Annotated in this window: 11 protein-coding genes and 2 pseudogenes; 10 read left to right on the top strand and 3 right to left on the bottom strand. The window is 66.4% G+C overall.

Features of this window, described 5'->3' with window-relative positions:
* Window positions 1–82: 82 nt before the first annotated feature.
* Window positions 83–442: pseudogene (locus tag ACZ60Q_RS33670) on the top strand (transposase family protein); the annotation flags it as partial.
* A gap of 41 nt (window positions 443–483) precedes the next feature.
* Here the strand turns inward: ACZ60Q_RS33670 and ACZ60Q_RS33665 are convergent.
* Window positions 484–1,701, bottom strand: coding sequence for a DUF6545 domain-containing protein (locus tag ACZ60Q_RS33665; protein WP_469641368.1), 1,218 nt, complete (start codon window positions 1,699–1,701; stop codon window positions 484–486).
* A complete protein-coding gene (locus ACZ60Q_RS33660) occupies window positions 1,701–2,405 on the bottom strand; it encodes an ImmA/IrrE family metallo-endopeptidase (protein WP_469641367.1) in 705 nt (234 codons plus the stop codon). The genes ACZ60Q_RS33665 and ACZ60Q_RS33660 overlap by 1 nt, the downstream gene beginning before the upstream one ends.
* Window positions 2,406–2,869: 464 nt before the next feature.
* Here ACZ60Q_RS33660 and ACZ60Q_RS33655 point away from each other — a divergent pair, with 464 nt between their 5' ends.
* Both ACZ60Q_RS33655 and ACZ60Q_RS33650 read left to right on the top strand, forming a co-directional pair.
* Window positions 2,870–3,850 (top strand): hypothetical protein, encoded by a 981-nt coding sequence (locus ACZ60Q_RS33655; protein ID WP_469641366.1) that lies wholly within the window; start codon window positions 2,870–2,872, stop codon window positions 3,848–3,850.
* Between the two features lie 306 nt (window positions 3,851–4,156).
* A pseudogene (locus ACZ60Q_RS33650) lies at window positions 4,157–5,532 on the top strand (IS1380 family transposase).
* A gap of 398 nt (window positions 5,533–5,930) precedes the next feature.
* Here the strand turns inward: ACZ60Q_RS33650 and ACZ60Q_RS33645 are convergent.
* Window positions 5,931–6,515, bottom strand: a complete 585-nt coding sequence (locus ACZ60Q_RS33645) for a hypothetical protein (protein WP_469641365.1) — start codon at window positions 6,513–6,515, stop codon at window positions 5,931–5,933.
* Between the two features lie 1,518 nt (window positions 6,516–8,033).
* Between ACZ60Q_RS33645 and ACZ60Q_RS33640 the strand changes: the two genes are divergently transcribed.
* The 7 genes from ACZ60Q_RS33640 to ACZ60Q_RS33610 all read left to right on the top strand — a co-directional run bounded on the left by ACZ60Q_RS33640 (window position 8,034) and on the right by ACZ60Q_RS33610 (window position 19,399).
* Entirely contained in the window at window positions 8,034–9,962 is a 1,929-nt protein-coding gene (locus tag ACZ60Q_RS33640) for an AfsR/SARP family transcriptional regulator (RefSeq protein WP_469641364.1), read from the top strand.
* 124 nt (window positions 9,963–10,086) lie between these two features.
* Window positions 10,087–11,649, top strand: coding sequence for an MFS transporter (locus ACZ60Q_RS33635; protein ID WP_469641363.1), 1,563 nt, complete (start codon window positions 10,087–10,089; stop codon window positions 11,647–11,649).
* 61 nt (window positions 11,650–11,710) lie between these two features.
* Window positions 11,711–12,334 carry a TetR/AcrR family transcriptional regulator gene (locus ACZ60Q_RS33630; protein WP_469641362.1) on the top strand — a complete coding sequence of 208 codons (624 nt, stop codon included), beginning with the start codon at window positions 11,711–11,713 and terminating at the stop codon, window positions 12,332–12,334.
* Window positions 12,335–12,674: 340 nt separating this feature from the next.
* Window positions 12,675–13,703 (top strand): MBL fold metallo-hydrolase, encoded by a 1,029-nt coding sequence (locus tag ACZ60Q_RS33625; protein WP_469641361.1) that lies wholly within the window; start codon window positions 12,675–12,677, stop codon window positions 13,701–13,703.
* 155 nt (window positions 13,704–13,858) lie between these two features.
* Window positions 13,859–15,133 carry an NAD(P)/FAD-dependent oxidoreductase gene (locus ACZ60Q_RS33620; protein ID WP_469641360.1) on the top strand — a complete coding sequence of 425 codons (1,275 nt, stop codon included), beginning with the start codon at window positions 13,859–13,861 and terminating at the stop codon, window positions 15,131–15,133.
* Window positions 15,134–15,182: 49 nt separating this feature from the next.
* Entirely contained in the window at window positions 15,183–16,502 is a 1,320-nt protein-coding gene (locus ACZ60Q_RS33615; RefSeq protein ID WP_469641359.1) for a cation:proton antiporter domain-containing protein, read from the top strand.
* Window positions 16,503–16,567: 65 nt separating this feature from the next.
* Window positions 16,568–19,399, top strand: coding sequence for an AAA family ATPase (locus ACZ60Q_RS33610; protein WP_469641358.1), 2,832 nt, complete (start codon window positions 16,568–16,570; stop codon window positions 19,397–19,399).
* Window positions 19,400–19,401: the final 2 nt, after the last annotated feature.

Genomic DNA, 19,401 nt, shown 5'->3' with positions numbered 1-19,401 from the left:
GCTCGTTTGCGCAGCTCAAGGGGATAGGAGGAGGGGCGTGCCATGACTCAATCCTTTCACGGAATCGAGTCTCTACCGAACCCGGAACGGTTCACCCCTGTGGTTCTCCCGGGCTTTGCCTGGACGCACTCACGACCTGACCGCCGCCCGCGCTCATGGCGTGATCGAGAACTGCCTCACCCGCCAGATCCTCGTCCTGGCCGACCGCGCCTACCAGGGCGCCGACGCCACCGTACGCGCCCCCTACTACCACCACCACGAACTGCCCGGGCATTACCAGCGGTACAACCGGAACCACGCCCGGCTCCGCGTACCAGGCGAACCCGCCTTCGCACAGCTGAAGACCTGGCGCCGACTTCGTCGAGCCCGCTGCTCGACCAACCGCATTGGACGCATCGTCGCCGCCGTCCACACCCTCCTGATCTGCGGATACAGAGGATGAAAGAGGTCACTGAGGACTTTCCGATCATCGAAGTGTCGTCTTTAGGGCGCTGCGGTGAGCCGCCCCTTGTCGTCCAGCCCTGCTGCCGACAGAACACCTGGATGGTTCAAGAGCCGTGCGACCTTGACCAGATGGGCCCGTTGTGCCGATGGCTCCAGGCTTCCGCCGGGCAGCGTTTGGTCTGTCTCGGCCTCAGGTGCCGTGCCGCTCTCGGTGAGGGCGACGGCCCGGAGAATGAGTGCCGCGGCAGCGGCGGCCTGTTCATCCTCCGGCGCCCAGCCCTCGGACTGGGCAAGCTCGCTGATGTGCAGGACCGGGCCATCGGAGAAGTGCCCGTACAAGCTCCGGACCGAGCTGAGGATGTCCGCCATCCGCGTTACGAGGTGCCAGTCACGGACGTACAGGAGACCCAGGTCGGCGACTTTGTTGGGCTCGTTCAGGGTGATCCGCGGATTGGCCCGGCGGGTCAATTGCCACAGCTGGGCGAGGGCTAGGTAGTCACGGCGATCCGCGCGCCAGGTTGCGATCGCAGCGCCGGAGAAACCCCAGTTGATGATCAGGGCGCCGATCGTGCCGGACACCGGCCCCAGAGCGTGCAGGGCGTCCAGACCGTGCCAGCCCAGAGCCCCTGAGACGGTGGCAGGTGCCACACACGCGACGTAGCCGAAGATGAACCATGTGGCGAGGCTGATGTGCACCAGAGCACGGCTTACCAGGGGGTCGTCTTGCGAGGAGAGGGCGTGTCGGCGGAAACGGAGGGCGGTGGAGATTGAGGCGTACGCGAGTCCTAGCTGGAATGCGGTCAGCATCAGCAACGCACCCGGGTCCTGCGCGTAGGCGATGTTGAAATCCATGGGGTGAGGCGCGTCGTTGAGTTCACCGACGAGGAAACCGACGACCATGGTGACGGCCACGATGCAGTAGACCCCGATGGGCCACGCTGTGGGGCTGTGACGGGACGCCACCTTCAACGAGGGCTGCCACAACAGCGACATCACGTGAGTGTGGGCGAAGAACGCGAGGATGCAGAAGAAGACTGCGAGTTCGGCGACGTTTGCGCTTCCCGTGACACGGGCGATGCCACGCCAGACGAGCGGTGTGGCTATCAGGAAGGCCCCCACCCCGATCGTCGAGCACACGGCGATCAGGCGCAGGGCCGGTGATCGCTCTCGTCGCCACGCTGTGATCTTCGCCGTCGTGGTGCAGGACGCCACGGCCACGATGATGAGGTAGACGATGTTCGCTGTGCTCTCAGACATTAGTTCTCTCTGTGGCGTAAGGCAGAGCTTGCAGATGTGGGCGAGCCGCCGCCCGTGCTGGTGATCATGCTGACGATGAGGCGTCCAAGTGTCTCGGCTTCCCGTTCCGGAGGGGTCTCACCGTGGGAGTAGTTCGGATGGGGGCTATCGAAGTAACTGCGCCCCAGCATCATTCTGCTGATGCGTGGATTGAGGGTTGGGAGGAGGCTTGCCAGCAGGTGTTCCTGTAGCTCATGTCCCATACTCTGCGGGTCGTGGCCGAGGAAGGCGTGTGCGAGTTCGTGAGCGATGACGAAGTGCTGGAGAATCGCCGGCGAGCGCTCGTCCACCACGATGGTCAGCTCGTTAGGGCTGTGAAGCAGCCCCCCTGTAAACGGATGCTGCAGCGGGAGGTAGACGATTCGAATCGGGATCCCACAGCTGTCTGCGACAGCGGCGCGGACCTCTTCGAGTGTGGGATGAGGGGGAAGCCTGAGGGCGGAGGAGAGGCGGGTGCGCTGCCTGCGCAGGGAACGGACTTCCCGGACCGTACTGGAGAAGAGGCTCACGGCCTCTCGGACCCCGACCACAACGAACCCTCTCTTCCTGAGCTCCGGGCTGCTGCCCGCTGCGATGTGCAGCCGATGAGAGGTCTGGGCATCAGCTACGGCATCGTGCCGGACCAGACGCGGCGGTTCCTGATTCGTGATTCGTGGATCGCCCACGACTCTGCTTAGGCCAAGACGACTGGAATGCGGCTCGCATCCCAGCAGATGGGCAAAACGAACGAGGCACAGGTGGCAGGTTCCAGCGCGAATCGGGCCGCGGGGAGGCAGATGCACTGGGCGTCACCGGAGCGCGGTCCAGCCGTCAACTGAGATGTCGAAATGTCCCACTTCGAGTCGGCGGCCGCAGGGTCACCGAGGGCTATCGTAGCGATCAAAGTGGCACTAGCCATGGCGAATCTAGATACCGCCCTCGCCTGTCCGGTGTCACGCATGTCGCCTCAACTCTCTTGGGGTGCATGTCTGGGCCATCGACTCTGCCAACGGGGACAAACCTGATCGGGGGGGCGTGTCCACCTAGAGAGTCGCAGTGGGTAGCCTGTACGGTCCCTACGGCATTGATCAAGCGGTATCGGGTTCCTGCTGGCGCAATTCCTGGATCGGAAGCCCGTGCGTGGGGGGACATGGAAGAAGTGCGCGGATTTCGGGGGCGTGTGGACCGGCTGCACCTGTCGGCCCGGGCCCGGGCTGTCTATGCGCGGATCGCGGAGGGTGGACTTATCCTGGCCACCGAGGACGGTCCCGCCCTTTCTGAATTACTCGCTAGTGGCTTGATAGCGCCGTCACTCTTCGTGGAGGGGCGATACGCGGCGCGCGACCTCATGCAAGTCGAACGGTCGATTGTTCAGAGTGAGATTGCGGATCTGCGTGGTCGGTTAGAGCGGATGAGTCAGGTACCGGACCTGCTAGCCGACTTGGCATCCCGGCCAGCCCCCCAGGCGGTCGGTGGCATCGAGCGCCTAGCCACTGTCGACGAGGCGAACGATGCGCTCGCCCGCATGACGGCCGAGATTGAGACCTGTCTCTGGACCGCGCGCCCGGTCGATCGATCCGCGAGCATCCTGAACGCGTCGATCCAGAGGGACTTAGGCATCGCTCAGCGAGGTCTGGAGTTCCGGACGCTGTACCCCAACTCCGCCCGAGTCCGCGATCCGGAAGCGGCTTGGGTGGCCAGGATGACAGCTGCAGGCGCCGAGGTGCGCACGCGGGTTCCGGACTATTTTCGAATGATCATTGCGGATAGGAAATGCGCAGTGATCGAAGCGCCGGAGGACTTCGGCGGCGTAGCGGTTGCCTTCTTCATCACGCAACCAGTGGTCGTCTCGCTCATTGCCGCCTTCTACGAGCAGGTGTGGGCGCGAGCGGAACCCTGGAGGGGGGGACGATGCCAGGGCACCGGTGAAATGGTGACGAATTCCGACATGCGCGCTTTTATTCGCATGCTCATGATGAACATGACGCGGTCGGAGATAGCCAGAAAAGTTGGCATCAGCGAGCGCTCCCTGACGAACCTGCTCAACCGCATATACCAGGCCACCGGCACCAACAACTTGGTGGCCCTGGGTGCGTGGTGGGCTCAGTCCCCTGACAGGGAACATGACTAGAACAGCGTTTCGTCTCAGCAGGGGTGTTGGGCAACTCGGAGACGTGGCCGCTTGGGCCAGGTAGGCGGGGCGTGACGGTCGGGCTGGTGTGAACGCAAGGACGGCGGATTCATGCGGGATTTCCCGTAGCGGCGAGGGGGCGGGGACAGCGAGGTGGTGCCTCTGGAGTTGACTGTGGAGCCTAGCCTCGCGCTTTCATGAAGCGCGGTGTTCGGCAGGTGATCAGGTAAGCGACAGGTCCTCTGACCAGCAAGAATGAGGATTTTCGAGGTCCTTGTTCCTGCCACCGCCGGAGGCACTTCCCAGGTGAAGAAGAGTATCGGGTCCTACCCGCGCGTCCGCGTCGGGGAGGATGGCCGTTCGGTGGTCTCGCAGGCCAGTGCGGTGCTGCTGGTCGAGACGATCCGCAAATCTGGTCTGGACCGGGCGATATCGGGGGCGCTCGCACCGTGGCGGCGACCTCGGGCGGTGCATGATCCGGGCAAGATCGTGCTGGATGTGGCCCTGGCGGTCGCACTCGGTGGGGACTGCCTGGCCGATGCGGGCATGCAGCGGGCCGGGCCGTCCGTGTTCGGCCCGGTGGCCTCCGACCCAACCGTCTCCCGGCTCATCGACAAGCTCGCTGCGGCCGGGCTGAAGGCGCTGACCGCGATCCACTCTGCACGGACCGACGTGCGTGATCACGTCTGGAAGTTGGTCGGTCCGTCAGCACCGGACGCGTGCGGGCAGGTGATCGTGGACCTGGACGGGGTGCTCGTGCTCGCGCACTCCGACAAGCAGGACGCGGCCGCGACCTGGAAGAAGGCCTACGGCCATCACCCGCTGATGGGGTTCGTCGACCACGGAAGAGGCGGGACCGGAGAGCCGGTGGCCGCGCTGCTGCGGCCCGGGAACGCGGGCAGCAACACCGCCGCCGACCACATCACCGCCACCCAACTCTCCCTGACCCAACTCCCGAAACGTCACCGGCGCGGACGGAGCACACTCATTCGTACCGACTCCGCTGGCGGGACGCACGAATTCGTGGCCTGGCTCGCGAAGCGCGGACGGTGGCTGTCGTACTCGGTCGGCATGACCATCACCGACTCCGTCCACCAGGCCGTGCTGAAGGTGCCTTCCCCGGCCTGGACACCCGCGACCGAGCCGGGCGGTGAGATCCGCGACGGTGCCTGGGTGGCCGAGCTGGAAGGCGACTGCCTGAAAGGCCGGCCGAAGGGGACGCGGTTGATCGTCCGCAAGGAACGACCGCACCTCGGTGCCCAGTTGCGGATCACCGACGCCGACGGGCTGCGACTCACCGCGTTCGCCACCAGCACCACCGATAGTCCGATCGCCGCACTCGAACTGCGGCACCGCCAGCGGGCGAGGGCCGAGGACCGCATCCGGGCCGCCCGCGCCGCCGGCCTGCGCAACCTGCCATGCACAAGAGTGACCAGAACCAAATCTGGCTGGAGATCGTCCAACTCGCACTCGACCTGCCGGCCTGGCTGTCGATGCTCGCCCTGACCGGCAAACCCCGCCTCTGGGAACCCCGCCGGCTCCGGCTACGACCGTTCTCCGCCGCAGCCCATCTCGTCACCACCGCCCGCCGCCGACACCTCAGGTTCGGCCGTCACTGGCCCTGGACCGACGTGATCACCAACGCAATCCAGCGACTTGACGCCCTCCCGAACCCAGGCTGACCCGCACGGTTGTCCGTCCCAACAAGCCTGATCACCACACCGGAGCCGTGGAACCCGGCGCTCACCCGACGCGACAGCCGGGCCACCGGCCTACCCGCGACCAGCCCACAACGCCGAAACGGCCCGCCGGACAAACCGACGGACCGTCACGAAAGATCGAGGCCGGGGCGTGCCTGCGTGGAGACGCTTGGGTTTGAATTAGAGGCCGCGGCAGGGTCCTGTCTCACATGGTGGCGCTCGATCATCGGCTTCAGCGCGAGGCTGTCGTGGTTGTTTGCCGTAGAGAGGCCGACGTCGTCCAGACCTTCGACGGCGGGATCAGCGGCCGCGCGATTTCCAACAGCCCGTCCGGAACAATCCAACTTCACGCGCGCCCCGCCCCATGGCTGACCCAGGGACTACTGCTCGGGATCCGGCAGCGTTCCGAGGTAGCGGTTCAGAACTGCTCCGGCACCGAGTTCACGCAACTGCACCAGCAGCTCCACTCCCCGCTTGGTGTCCCGTACCGCGGAGTCGTCCTCGGGAAGGGTGAAGAACGCGGCTCCTGCCTCGACGCCGAAGTGGCGGGCGAGCGCCTGCAGCGGTTCGTCGGTGAAGAACGGAGGGTCGACCTTGAACACGTTGCACAGCGACACCGTGGACTCAAGGGTTGGCTTGCTCTTTCCTGACCGCAGGTTGAAGAGCCAGACCCTGGTCTTACCGCCACATGCCTTCGCTACGCTCTCGAGAGAGTGACGCTTCCCGGATTCCGTCACACGTGTCTTCAGCAGGTACTCCAGCCTGCTGACGAAGATTTCCGCCCCTGAGGCTACTTCCAGCGGCATGCCGGCACGCAATTTCTGCAGGTCAGCTACGGGGATCCCGGTGGCCAGGCTGACTTCCTCATTCGTCTGCGGACGCCCGCTGCGGGGGTAGATGCGGTCGAACAGGAATCCGATGCGCTCCGCGATCAGTGCCGACCACTCGTCCCCTGAGCCGCTCATAGTCACTCTCCTGCCGTGCTGCGCGTGCCGAAACTGCTGGCGCATCGCCGTTGTTCACTGGGGCGCTTGCTGTGATCGTCCCTGCTGTGTCCCTGTCAGGGGAAGGGGCGAGGGCTGCCCTTCGCGGTCCGATGGTCGCTGCAAAACGGACTCTCTCAGCCGACAGTTGTCGGAGCAAGTGTAACCAGCACCAAGATCGGAAAACCCTGCGGCAAGGGGTCGACTCGCGGAGGTGATAACTATTGTTGACATCGCGAGGGTGGGTGCAGCAAGATCTGTGCGGTGCCCGCCGAGGCGTAAGCGCTCGCGAACACGAAGTGCGCGTCGGCGCCTGGCTCCGTGCGCTGCCCAAGGTCCGCGACTCCTCGGGGAGGGCCGCAGGGCGATGTCATGGGCTCTCGGTTGGCCAGTAGGCGCCCAAGGTTCGCGCACGGCGCTTCTGTGTGGGAGGGACGATCTCGGCTAGTCGTTTACAGATCTATTTTCACAACCGCATTGGGGGTATGCGCGCGTGGGAGAAATGTCGACACTGAGCTCAACGCTGAGCATCGGTTTCGCCCTGAATCTGAAATTTACCGTTGCAGGTACCGCGCATCGGTTGCATACCCGCATGCCCCGTCAGCTAGGAGGGCAACGCCCTTTTCCGCCGCAATGTCGGGGTCGGCGAGATGGTCCTGGTCTGCTTGCAACCCTACGGCTGCGGCTGTCGCCTCCCGCAGTGCGGCAAGAAGCCAGTGAACCCACCGATCGCCAAGCTGTTTGGGGGTGGGGAAAAGGTGTGGACAGGTGGAGCGATTGGTGTACTGCGGTGCCGGTGATCTTCGTTCGCATCCGCTCCGCGTCTTGCTGCACACACACCTGTCGAGCAGCAGGCGCACGACGTCCGGGGTATTGCGGGGGGTGTCATGATGCCGGTTGCCCGCTGCAGGCTGGGCGCGTCAGGCAGGCGGAGGTCCTTGCGGCGTCGCGTGTTCAGCGTGTGGGCAGGAGTGGCCCCTGCTCTTGGTTCCTTGGTCCGCATTCCGCGAGCAGCTATAGGTCGATGCCCTATCGCCGAGGCGGCGCCCGAGTCCGGTGCGGCGAAGAACGGTTGCCCGTACTTCCGGCGGGTGATCGACATGCCCCGTACGTGGTTGAGTGGGGGCGGGGGGAGGCGTGTTGCCGTGGCTCGGGGCATCGGGGTCGCCCGTCGAGTCGAAGGGGCACCCTGAACCGGGACCACCGACGAGCGTACGTTCCTTGCAGTTTTCGGATCCTGGGTTCGTGCTGCCGACACGGTTGATCCATCTGTATTCCGCTATGCGAACCGAAAGCCACTCTTCGGCCTGCCTGGAGATGTCCGATTCCGGGCAGCCCGATGCTGCAGCGACCTCTTTTGAATCCCTATGTAACTCGCGAGCCCTCAGGGCACGCCGCAACCGGGCCTCAAGATCTCAAGGGTCCGGCAATAGCGGTTGCTTCGACGCCACAGTGAGCGGAGTTGTCTGGATGTCAGATACAACGAGCAGTACCCTGTCCGTGCAACTGCTGGGCACTCTCCGAGTGTGGTGTCACGATGAGGAGATAGTCATCGGTCCGCCCAAGCAGAAGGCTTTGCTCGCATTACTTGCCACCCACTGTGGGGTTGTGGTGAGGCGCGAGCAGATCATCGACGCACTGTGGGGGCCGGAACCACCTGTCACTGCTGCGAACGGTGTCCACACCTATGTCGCGGCACTGCGCCGGGCACTGGATCCGGTGCGTGCCAACAGGGAGCCTGGGGAGCTACTGGTCACCAGGTCGGACGGATACGAATTACGGCTACCTGTCGAAGCGGTGGACGCGGCCCTCTTTGTGCGCCAGCGTGAGGAAGCCCGCCGGATGGCGGCCGCCGGCCGACCCGAGGCCGCATTCGAGCGGCTGGGGATGGCGCTGGGGCTGTGGCACGGAGAGGCACTCGCAGGGGTGCCGGGGCCGTTCGCCGCAATGGAGCGTGTCAGGCTGCGCGAGATGCGGTTCGCGGCCGTGGAAGAGTGGAACGGCGGCATGATCGCCGCGGGGAAGAGCGAAGAGGCGGTTGTCGTACTGAACGAGGCGATCGTGCAGGAGCCACTCCGTGAGAAACTCCGTTACCTGCTGATGCTCGCTCTCTCCCGGTGCGGTCGGCAGGCGCACGCCCTTCAGGCCTACAGCGAGACCCGTACCTACCTCGATGAGGAACTGGGTATCGAGCCGGGGGCCGAGCTGCGTAGTCTGCACGCCCGGATTCTCGCCGGTACGGTCGAGGGATCCCCGCCACCGCGTGTCCCGCAGCGGGACACGGTTCCCCCGCAGGCCAAGAGGGGAGCCGTGTCTACGGCTCTGGCCGACTTCATGCCGAGCCATCTTCCCTCGCGTGCCAACGTCTTCGTCGGCCGGAGCGCCGAGCTGCGCCAGGTGCGGGAGATGCTCATCCGGGACAGCCCCGAACGCGGCCGGGCGACTCCGATCCTGGCCATCGACGGGCCTCCGGGCGTCGGCAAGAGCGCCCTCGCCTTGGAGTTGGCACACGAATCCCTGGACCGCTTCCCTGACGGACACCTCTATGCGGACCTCGGGGGAACCGGCGACCATTCGCTGACTGCCTTCGACGTTCTGGGTCAGCTCCTGCAGAACCTAGGGATCGCGCGGGCGTCCCTTTCCGCCGATCTCGACGGCAGGGTGATGCTCTACCGCAGCCTTCTGCACGGCAAGAGGATGCTTGTCGTACTGGACAATGCTCTGGGTGCGGATCAGTTACGGCCATTGATACCCCAGGGTTCGGCCTGCCTGATCGTCACCAGCCGCCAGCCGCAGCGTGGGCTGGTGGCCAGGTACGGCGCCCACCGGATCGGCTTGAAGCCTCTGGACCGGGAGACCGCCACTGCTCTGCTCCTCGCGCTGACCGGGGTTGAGCAGGGGGCTGACCGACCGACGGCCGTGATGCGGCTCGCCGAGTTGTGCGGATACCTGCCGCTGGCCATAAGGATCACGGCCGGGAGGCTGCTCGGAGATCCGTATGCGGGCCCGGAGCGACTTGCCGCAATGTATGAGGACCCGGCCGCTCGGTTGGAACTGCTCGCAGTCGAAGGCGACGACGGTATGAGCATCCGTTCCGCGATCGCGATCAGCTACCGCAGCCTTTCGGACGAGGCCGCCCAGCTGTTCCGGGTGTTGTGCAGGGCGGGCGTGGAGGAAGTCGGTCCGCTGTCTGCGGTCCACTTCATGGGTGTCACCCCCGCCGGGGCTGCGAGCCTCCTCGAGTCGATCGCGGACCACGGCCTGCTGGATCCCATGGGGCCGGCGAGGTTCCGGCTGAACGATCTGGTCCGTGTCTACGGGGCGGGCTTGACAGAGGAACAGCTCCCGACCATTCCGCTGCACACCCCACGAAGGCTGGCACTCAGTCAGGATCAAGGGGGAAGCCGAATTGGCGGGCGCGCAGGGTGACATGGGGTCCCGCGTCCAGATGGCTGAATGCTGACCCCTTTGCGCACAGTAGGGGGTGCGGGCCTGGTGCGGCCATGCTTTGATACGAGTCAGTCTCGTATCAAAACTCTTCAAGGAGAGCACTGTGTCCGGTCCCGCAGTCTGGAGCAGTCCGAAGCGATGGTGGGCGCTTGGCGTCCTCGTCATCTGCGTCCTGGTCAATGGCCTCGACGCGACAATCCTCTATGTGGCGATGCCGGAGCTCGTGGAGGCTCTGGGTGCCACGAACTCCGACCTGCAGTGGTTCCACAACGCCTACCTGCTGGTCTTCGCGAGCCTCATGTTGCCTTTCGGCGTGTTCGCGGATCGGATCGGCCGCAAGCGCCTGCTGATTGCGGGCCTGGCCGTCTTCGGTCTGGCCTCCGCCTACGCCATGTACGCTGAAACTTCAGGGGAGTTGATCTTCGGCCGGGCGCTGATGGGCCTCGGTGCGGCAATCGTCACCCCGGTGTCGCTCGCCATGCTGCCCGTGCTCTTCGCGCCGAAGGAGCGGGCGCGGGCCCTGGCGATCTGGTCGGCCGGTGTGGCTCTCGGTCTGCCGATCGGCCCGCTGGCCGGCGGCTGGCTGCTGGAGCACTTCTGGTGGGGTTCGGTCTTCCTCATCAATATCCCGATCCTCCTCGTGGCCATGGTGGCCGGCCTGCTGCTCTTCCCCCACCACGCAGGGAAGCGCGAGCACGCCTTCGACTGGCAGGGTGCAGTGCTGTCCGTGCTCGGCCTGGGGTCGCTCACCTTCGCCTTGACCCGGGCCCCAGAGGAAGGCTGGCTGAGCGCGGAGACGTTGGGCGGCTCCGTGGCCGGACTCGTACTCCTTCTCCTTTTCGTGCTGCGGGAGCGGACCACGCCCCATCCGCTCCTGGATGTACTGGCCTTCCGGAACCGGCACTTCGGTGCGGCCGTGGTGGCTCTGCTCTTCGTCCACTTCGCCATGACCGGATTCCTGTTCATGCTCAGCCCGTACCTTCAGGCCGTGCTCGGCAACTCCTCCCTCGGGACCGGCGTCCGGATGCTGCCCGTCGTCCTGGCCGTGATGGTGGGCGCTGGTACCGCCGAGCGGCTGGCTCCGCGGGTGGGGCCGCGTGGCCCGGTGACCGTGGGGCTGCTCCTGATGGCCGGTGGCCTGCTGCTCTTCACGACGACGAAGGTCGACTCCAGTGACGCCCAAGTGGCCCTCTGCCAGATCATGCTCGGGATTGGTATCGGCCTGACCCTGGCCATCGCGATGCACACCGCCCTCGCCACCGTTCCCGACGAGAAGTCGGGCGAGGCTTCCGGCTCCACCAGTGCCTTCCGGCAGGTCGGCGGCGTCATCGGGGTCGCCGTCCTCGGCAGCGTGCTGGGAACCGCGTACAGGGACGAGATGGAGTCCGCGACCAGGGGCCTCCCCGAGGAGGCAGCGAAAGCAGCGGGCGACACGGTCGGAGCGGCACTGCGTGTCGCGCAGGAACTCGGTCCCAAGGGGGAGGCACTCGCCACGGCGGCGCGCCAAGCGTACGTGGACAGTATGGACCTGGCACTGATCGGCGGGTCCGTTGTACTCCTCCTCCTCGCCGCAGTGGTGTTCGTCTGGATGCCGTCGAAGTCCGTCCCCCACGCGTCGGACGGGCTTGAGTCCGTACCCGTCCGTCCTGCGCCCGAGCGCGTATGATGGGGGTTTCGTGGCGTACTGGGACCGTGTCGACACGCATACGGAGGGGCTGACGGTATAGATGCATGACGTCCGTGAAGGTCGGCAGGCCGGTCCCCGAATGGGGCGCCCGCGCAATAGGCAGGCGGACTCCGCGATCCTCCAGGCGACGGTCACGCTGCTCGGAGAGTCCGGATTCCAGGGCCTGACGATGGAACAGGTGGCGCGGCGGGCCGGTGTCGGCCGGGCGACCGTGTACAGGCGCTGGAAGTCGAAGGAAGAAATGATCATCAACGCTCTCGACACGTTGATGGCCGATTTCGACGTAGCGGAGACCGGAGACCTTCACGAGGATCTGTTCGCCATGACCTGCTGGCTCCGGACCGGGCTGCTGACGGCACCCGAGGGGCGGCTTCTGCCGCACCTTGCGGCCCAGGCCGTCAGCGACCCGAACTTCCCTTCCACGCACATGGAATCCTGGGTGTGCCCGTGGCGCGACGCGGTGAAGGCGGTCCTGCTTCGCGGCCGTGAAAAGGGCCATGTGCGGCAGGACGTCAATCTCACCGGGGTGGTTGACATGCTGGGCGGAGTCGTGATCCTGCGGCTTTTCCTGGGGCAGGGACGGCCGCTTGAGGACGAACAGATCCGGGACATGATCGACGGCGTCCTGAACGGCGCCCTCGTGCGCGATGGATCCACCTCCTGAGGCCGGTCCCGAATACCCCGGCGGGGATGCACGACCACTGCCTCGCCACCCGCCACCACACCCGCTCACATCCGGTACGAGGACGCCTCTCCGCCTGGAGTTGCACCGTATCTGTCGCCGCACGCTGATCTGACGTATCGCAGGCTTCTGGCGCGGGTAGCCGAGGGCTGCTCTGCGCGCCGCCCAGCCGGGTCCGGCAGTGGTCCCAGCGAGGCATCGCCGGGCGAGGTGGCGCCTTCCGTGCCGGACACAGCCGCGCTCAGGAAGAACTGGCTCACTTACTGCATCGCATTCAGGCCTGGTCCAGGCGCTGTACACGTATGACCGGACCAGGCCCAGGATGCGCCATGCGACGATCGGAGTAGCGATGAGTGCCCACCCTCCGCTTTCCCCGCCCCGGCCGCTGGGCGAGGTCCGTAGCTGGCCGAGATCGTTTGCCGACCGGTTGACCTCGCCTCTGCCCGGAGTCACCGATTTCGTCCGGCTCACGCTGCGCGGCGAGCGCCTGCGGCCTTCTGCCGAGGGCCGTGAGCAGATCGCCGACTTGCCCTTCGATCCGCGACCGCTGCCCGATATCGGCCCCAGGGGCCTGTCCCTGACCTGGGTCGGGCATGCCAGTCACGTGGTGCGGATCGGTGGCCTGACCGTCCTCACGGACCCCGTATGGTCGCAGCGGATCGTGGGAACCCCCCGGCGGGTGACCCCGGTCGGCATCGCCTGGGAGGATCTCCCGCCGGTCGATGCCGTGGTCATCAGCCACAACCACTACGACCACTTGGACGTCCCCACGCTCGACAGACTGCCGCGGGATACTCCGGTGTTCGTGCCGGCCGGACTTGCCGAGTGGGTCCGTGCCAGGCGGTTCACCCAGGTCACCGAGCTCGACTGGTGGGAGGCAGTGGAGTTGAAGGGTGAAGCCGGCCCGGTCCGCTTCGACTTCGTGCCTTCTCACCACTGGAGCCGACGCGGCGTGACCGACACCTGCCGCAGCCTGTGGGGCGGGTGGGTGCTGACGGCGCCGGACGAGCAGCGCCTCTACTTCGCCGGTGACACAGGCTACGGCCACTGGTTCGCCGAGATCGGAAGCCGTTACCCGGAGATCGATGTGGCGCTCCTGCCGATCGGTGCGTACGAGCCGCGCTGGATGCTGTCTCCCGTCCATACCTCCCCGGAGGAAGCAGTCCAGGCCTGTGTGGACCTCGGCGCGCGGATCATGTCGCCGATGCACTGGGCGACGTTCCTGCTCTCCGCCGAGCCGCCGCTCGAGCCTCTCCACCGAGTGCGTGCCGCCTGGGAGGCTGCCGACCGGCCCCCGTCAAACCTTTGGGACCTTCCTGTCGGAGGGTCCCGCGTGCTTGGCCGGAATTAACCCTTTGGAGGAGATGCAGAACTGACCAGGAGATCTTCAGACGGGATGCAGTATCTCTTCAGTTGGTCCGAGGCAGACTGACGAGGCGCAAGGCGGCGGGTACAGAAATTTCCGCGGTCGTCTGCTTCTGCTTAGGACTAGAGGAAGGTCTACGCATGTCGTCCAGCATCTTCGGTATTTCCACCGACTATGACGTCATCGTCATCGGGGGTGGCCCGGCAGGAGCCACGACGGCCGGCCTCCTCGCCAAGCGAGGACATCGTGTACTCGTGCTCGACAGGGAACGGTTCCCGCGCTATCACGTCGGTGAATCACTCATTCCGGCTTTCATGCGCCCTATGGAAGAGATGGGGCTCATCGAGCGCATGGACGAGCGCGGTTTCGAGCGCAAGTACGGTGGCAGTCTCGTATGGGGTAACAACCAGGTGCCGTGGAAGTTCGGATTCCTCAAGGGCAAGTACCCGTACGCGTTCCATACTCGCCGGGCCGACCTGGACGCGATGATCCTCGACCGCGCCCGTGAGCTGGGCGCACACATCATCGAGGACGCGACGGTCAAGGAGCCCATCGAGGAGAACGGCCGCGTGGTCGGCGTCCGCTACTCCCTCCGCGGCATGGATGGCGTGCAGGAGGTGCGAGCCGGCCTGGTGGTCGACGCCTCCGGCCAGGCACGTGTCCTCAGTCGTCGGTTCACTGAGGTCAAGTGGCACGAGGAGTTGCGCAACGTCGCGGTGTGGACGTATTACGACAACTGCGAGCGCCTTGAAGGCGACGAGTACACGAACATCCTGATCGAGGGCCTGGACGAGGGCTGGTTCTGGGCGATCCCGATCGACAAGGGAACCATCAGCGTCGGCTACGTGACGCGCTCCGCGACCGCGGGAGAGGGCGGGCAGTCCCTGGAGGAGCAGTTCCGTTCCGAGGTGGGCAAGACCACCAAACTCAAGCACATGCTGGGCAACGCGCGACAGTCTGCGGGCTTCCGTACGGCCCGGGACTGGTCCTACCACTCGGACCGGTTTTACGGCGACGGCTGGGTTCTCGTCGGCGACTCCGCAGCCTTCGTCGACCCCCTGTTCTCCACCGGCGTTGCCCTGGCGTCACTGGCCGGCAGCACGCTGGCGCAGATCGTCGACCAGATCATCAAGCACCCGGAGATCGAGAACAAGGCACTCGACCGGTACGCCACGGCGTATTCGGGATTCTTCGACGAGATTCGCGAATTCGTTGAGCGGTTCTATGACCGGACGAAGTACAAGGAGTTCTACCACAGTCTGGCGCAAGAGATGATCGACCCCGAGCATGAGCGCAAGCCCGCGGATGACTTCGTCACGCTGATTTCCGGCTTGAGTGGAAACCACCCGATGTTCCACATCGGACTGGACGACCTTATCGCGGATGTGTCGCAGCCGGAGATAGCGAAGTCCTGATAGTCCCTGTGGCAGCCGCAGCGACGCGGCTGCCACAGGTGTGTCCGAAATGCTGCTGCATCCGATTGATGAGGGCCACGGGGTAATGACCAGCCATCAGTTGCAGATACTTTTCTTCGATATTGCGCTCATAATAATTATGGCGCGAGGCCTCGGATACCTGGCGACTCGGATTCAGCAGCCGCCGGTCGTCGGCGAGATCCTTGCAGGGGTGCTGCTCGGCCCGACCCTGCTCAACGGGGCGATGAGCGAGACGCTCTTTCCCCACGAAGTGCGTCCGATGCTGATCGGGATCGCCAACCTCGGCGTCGCACTCTTCATGTTCGCCATCGGTCTGGAGATCGAGAGCAAGACACTCAAGGGCAACGGACGGGTGACCGTAGCGGCGGCGATCGGCTCGACCGTCGTGCCGTTCGTCCTCGGTATCGGACTGGCCTTCGTCCTGCTGGCCCGTCATGACACATCCGATACCGGGGCATTCGTGGTCTTCATCGGCCTGGCCGTATCGGTGACGGCGTTCCCGGTGCTGGCCCGCATCATCGCCGACCGCGGTCTGAGTCGCACAGCCATCGGAGGAATCGCCCTGGCCACAGCGGCATTCGTCGACGTGGTGGCCTGGGCGGCGCTCGCCGCGGTCAACGCCTCCGTCGGGGCCGGGGGCAACCATTGGCTGGTCGCCCTTGTCCTGCCGTATCTGGCGGTCATGCTGTTCGTCGTACGACCGCTCCTGATCCGTTACCTCACGCCGGTCGGCAAGCCCGCGCCGGCCCCCCCACTCGTCTTTGCCGTTGTCGTGATCGGGGCACTGCTGTCGGCTGCTGCGACCGAGGCGATGGGCATGCACCACATCTTCGGCGCCTTCCTCTTCGGCCTCGTGGTGCCGAGGAAGGGCGCTGAGGCATTGCGGGCAGACGTCCACGACCGTACAGGGCACCTGACCTCGCTCCTGCTTCCGGTCTACTTCGTGGTCGCCGGGTTCCAGGTCGACCTGGGCGGCATCGGCACATCCGGCCTTCTCGAACTCGGACTGATCCTGCTTGTGGCCGTGCTGGGCAAGTTCGGCGGCACCTATGTGGGAGCCCGGTCGCAGCGGCTGCCGAGGCAGTCGGCCGCGACGCTTGCCGCGCTGATGAACACCCGTGGCCTGACCGAGCTGGTCATCCTCGGGGTGGGGCTCAATCTGGGCCTTCTGGACGGCTCCCTCTATTCGCTGATGGTGGTCATGGCCGTGGTCACCACGGTGATGACGGGGCCCCTGCTCTCACGTATCCGGGCTAAGGCGGCGACGGAGGAAGTCGAGGCAGCGGCCCGACCCGACGCCGATCCCGAGTCTGCCCCGGCAGGAGGCCGGGCGGACGTACAGCTGTAGCCGGCCAGCGTCAGGAGTCGGCGGGTCCGCAGGGAATCCAGGCGTTACACGAGGGGGTACGCATCATGCGCTTGGTCGAACGGGATCGAGAGTTCGCTGTACTGGAGGACATGCTCTGCCAGAGCGCCAACGGCATGGGCCAGGTGACGCTCGTCGCGGGCGGCATCGGTTGCGGAAAAACAGCGTTCCTGGCCGAGGTGGCCATCCGTGCCGCCCGACTGGGCTTCCAGGTCCACGGTGCGGCCGGCTCACTGGCCGAGCGGCAGTCACCCGGCGCCGTAATCGGCCAGTTGCTGCGGTACGTGGACCTTCCGCCCCAGGACAGGAAGGCTCTGGCGGCACTGTCGGGCCGGCCTACCGGGCGCGGCGGCGCGGGCTCGGCGGTGACGGAGCTCGGCCCGTCCGCCCTCGAGCCGGAGACCGCCCGTACCCTGCAACGACTGTGTGCCGCTGTTGAACAGAGCGCGGAACTCACTCCGCTGCTGCTGTGCGTCGATGACGTCCAGTTCATGGACTCGCTGTCCGTCCACTGGATGCTGTTCCTCCTGCGGAGGCTGAACCCCGCTCGCATCACGCTTGTGATGAGCGAGTGCACACTGTCCCGGCCAGCCGATCCGCGGCTCCACGCCGAGCTGTTGCGCCAGCCCGGCTACCGGCCGATGGCTGTGGAGCGGCTGACTCCCGCCGGAGTGACCGCAGTCCTGTCCCAGCACTGCCCCACCGGTATCGCGCAGGCCCTGGCGGCCGACTGCCACGCGGTCAGCGGCGGCAATCCGCTGCTGGTAAGGGCGCTCGCGGAGGACAGTCGGCACCTTGGGGCCGAAGTTTCGAAGGCCGGCGCGACGGGAGCCGGGGAGACCGGGCCCCGGCTCACGGTCGGCGATGCGTACCTGGACGCCGTGACAGGTTGCCTGCACCGAGGGTGGCCGGCCCTGCTGCGCATCGCCGAGGCGCTCGCCGTGTTGCACGACGACAGCGCCGCACCGGAACTGGTGGCCCAGCTGGCCGGGGTGGAAGGTTCCGTTCTGGCGCGCGGGATGCGGGCGCTGGACACCGCAGGCCTGCTCGCCGAAGGACGGCCGCGCCACCAGGCGCTGCGCACCGCCGCCCTCGGCGGCGTCACCGGCGAGGAGCGCTCCGCGCTGCACCGACGGGCCTCGGCGCTTCTTTACGAAGAGGGCGCGTCGGCCGTCGAGGTCGCTCGGCACCTGCTCGTCGCCAGCGAACCCTCCGGCTTCCCATGGGCCGTACCGCAGCTGCGGGAGGCCGCCGAACGGCACCTGGCGGCGAGCAGGCCGGCCGAGGCGCAGGGCTGCCTGGAAGCCGCCCTGCGGGTGTGCGGCGACGAGTCGGAGCGCCTACACATCAAGGCCCTGCTGGCCGGTACGGCGTGGGTACTCGACCCATCGATAGGCGCCAGGCATCTGATGGAGCTCGCCCACGCGGTACGCGACGGGCGACTGCCCGACCACTACTCCCTCATGCTGGCCAAGTACTTGCTCTGGCACGGCAGGTACGACGAGGCCGCGGATGCCATCGGACGGATCATCCGGAGCGGGGACGAGCCCGATCCGATGGCCGCCGCCGAGGCACGCGCCACCCGGGAACTTCTCTCCGCAACCTACCCCGGACTTGTGCCCGGTGGCTCGCGATCGAAGTCGGCGCGGCAGAGGGACTCCCTCCCCGGCGACCCGCGCAGCAGGGGAGCGGCCGCACTCTCCGACGTTCTGAGGCAGGGAGCGGGGCCGGAGGCCGTCGCCGCCGCCCAGGCGTCGATGCGGGCCATGCGACTCGGGAGGAACACGCACGAGTGGCTCACCTGCGCGGTCTCCGCCCTGCTGTTCGCGGACCGGATCGAGGAGGCCGCCGGGTGGTGCGACCACTGGCTGGCGGAATCCCGCAGCCGCCGGGTGCCCCTCTGGATCGCTGAATTCTCCTCGCTGCGAGCAGGAATCGCACTGCGTCAGGGCAGCCCGCTCCAGGCCCGGGAGCTCGCCGAGGCCGCCCTGGCTCAGGTGTCCCCGGAGAGTTGGGGCGTGTGCATCGGCGGGCCGCTGGCCAACCTCGTCCAGGCCAACACCGACATCGGCGACCACGCCGCGGCGGCTGGGTACCTCGAGGTCCCACTTCCGGCGGGCATGTTCCACAGCCGCTTCGGCCTGTACTACCTGCACGCTCGAGGCAGTCACTACGTGACGACCGGCCAGCCCCAGGCTGCGCTGGACGATTTCCTCAACTGCGGTGAGCTGATGGCCCGGTGGGGCCTGGACCAGCCGGCACTTGTCCCTTGGCGCTCCGGGGCGGCCCGCGCGCGGCTCGCCCTGGGAGACACCGCAGGTGCCCTTGCTCTCACTCGCGAACAGCTTGCGCTTGCAGGGGGTGGGCTCTCCCGCACCCGGGGGATCTCCCTGCGGGCCCTGGCCGCAGCGAGCCGCCCGTCGCAGCGCGGCAGTCTGCTGACCGGGGCCGTGGCAGTCCTGGAGGAGTCAGGCGACCAGCTCCAGCTGGCCGGAGCGCTGGCCGAACTCAGCACCACTCACGCCCGAGCCGGACGGTTCGACCGCGCAGAAGCACTGCTCGGCCGCGCCGCCGGGCTTGCCGAGGAGTGCGGGACACCAGCCTTCGCCGAGGAACTGCGATCAGCCTGGCCCGTGCCGATCGGGTCCGCGAGAAGAGAGCAGGGAACCACAGAGCGGGCTTTGCGTCTGCTGAGCCCGGCGGAACGGAGGGTGGCTGCTCTCGCGGCCGGAGGCCGTACCAACAAAGAGATATCCGATGGCTTGGGAATCACGGTCAGCACGGTCGAGCAGCACCTCACCCGCATATTCCGGAAGCTCGGCGTGCGTGCCCGTGGTGATCTCCCTCGGGGCGACGCCATCGAAGCGGCTGCCAGTTGACG

The organism is Streptomyces sp. NPDC104313 (assembly GCF_055583985.1).
The sequence above is the reverse complement of the archived record's forward strand: the minus strand, read 5'-3'. Positions and strand labels throughout refer to the sequence as shown.

Excerpts from the sequence above, each read along its gene's own strand:
- ACZ60Q_RS33665 (WP_469641368.1), bottom strand. The coding sequence starts at position 1,701 with ATGTCTGAGAGCACAGCGAACATCGTCTACCTCATCATCGTGGCCGTG.
- ACZ60Q_RS33655 (WP_469641366.1), top strand. The coding sequence starts at position 2,870 with ATGGAAGAAGTGCGCGGATTTCGGGGGCGTGTGGACCGGCTGCACCTG.
- ACZ60Q_RS33645 (WP_469641365.1), bottom strand. The coding sequence starts at position 6,515 with ATGAGCGGCTCAGGGGACGAGTGGTCGGCACTGATCGCGGAGCGCATC.
- ACZ60Q_RS33630 (WP_469641362.1), top strand. The coding sequence starts at position 11,711 with ATGCATGACGTCCGTGAAGGTCGGCAGGCCGGTCCCCGAATGGGGCGC.
- ACZ60Q_RS33625 (WP_469641361.1), top strand. The coding sequence starts at position 12,675 with ATGCGCCATGCGACGATCGGAGTAGCGATGAGTGCCCACCCTCCGCTT.
- ACZ60Q_RS33620 (WP_469641360.1), top strand. The coding sequence starts at position 13,859 with ATGTCGTCCAGCATCTTCGGTATTTCCACCGACTATGACGTCATCGTC.
- ACZ60Q_RS33615 (WP_469641359.1), top strand. The coding sequence starts at position 15,183 with ATGCTGCTGCATCCGATTGATGAGGGCCACGGGGTAATGACCAGCCAT.
- ACZ60Q_RS33610 (WP_469641358.1), top strand. The coding sequence starts at position 16,568 with ATGCGCTTGGTCGAACGGGATCGAGAGTTCGCTGTACTGGAGGACATG.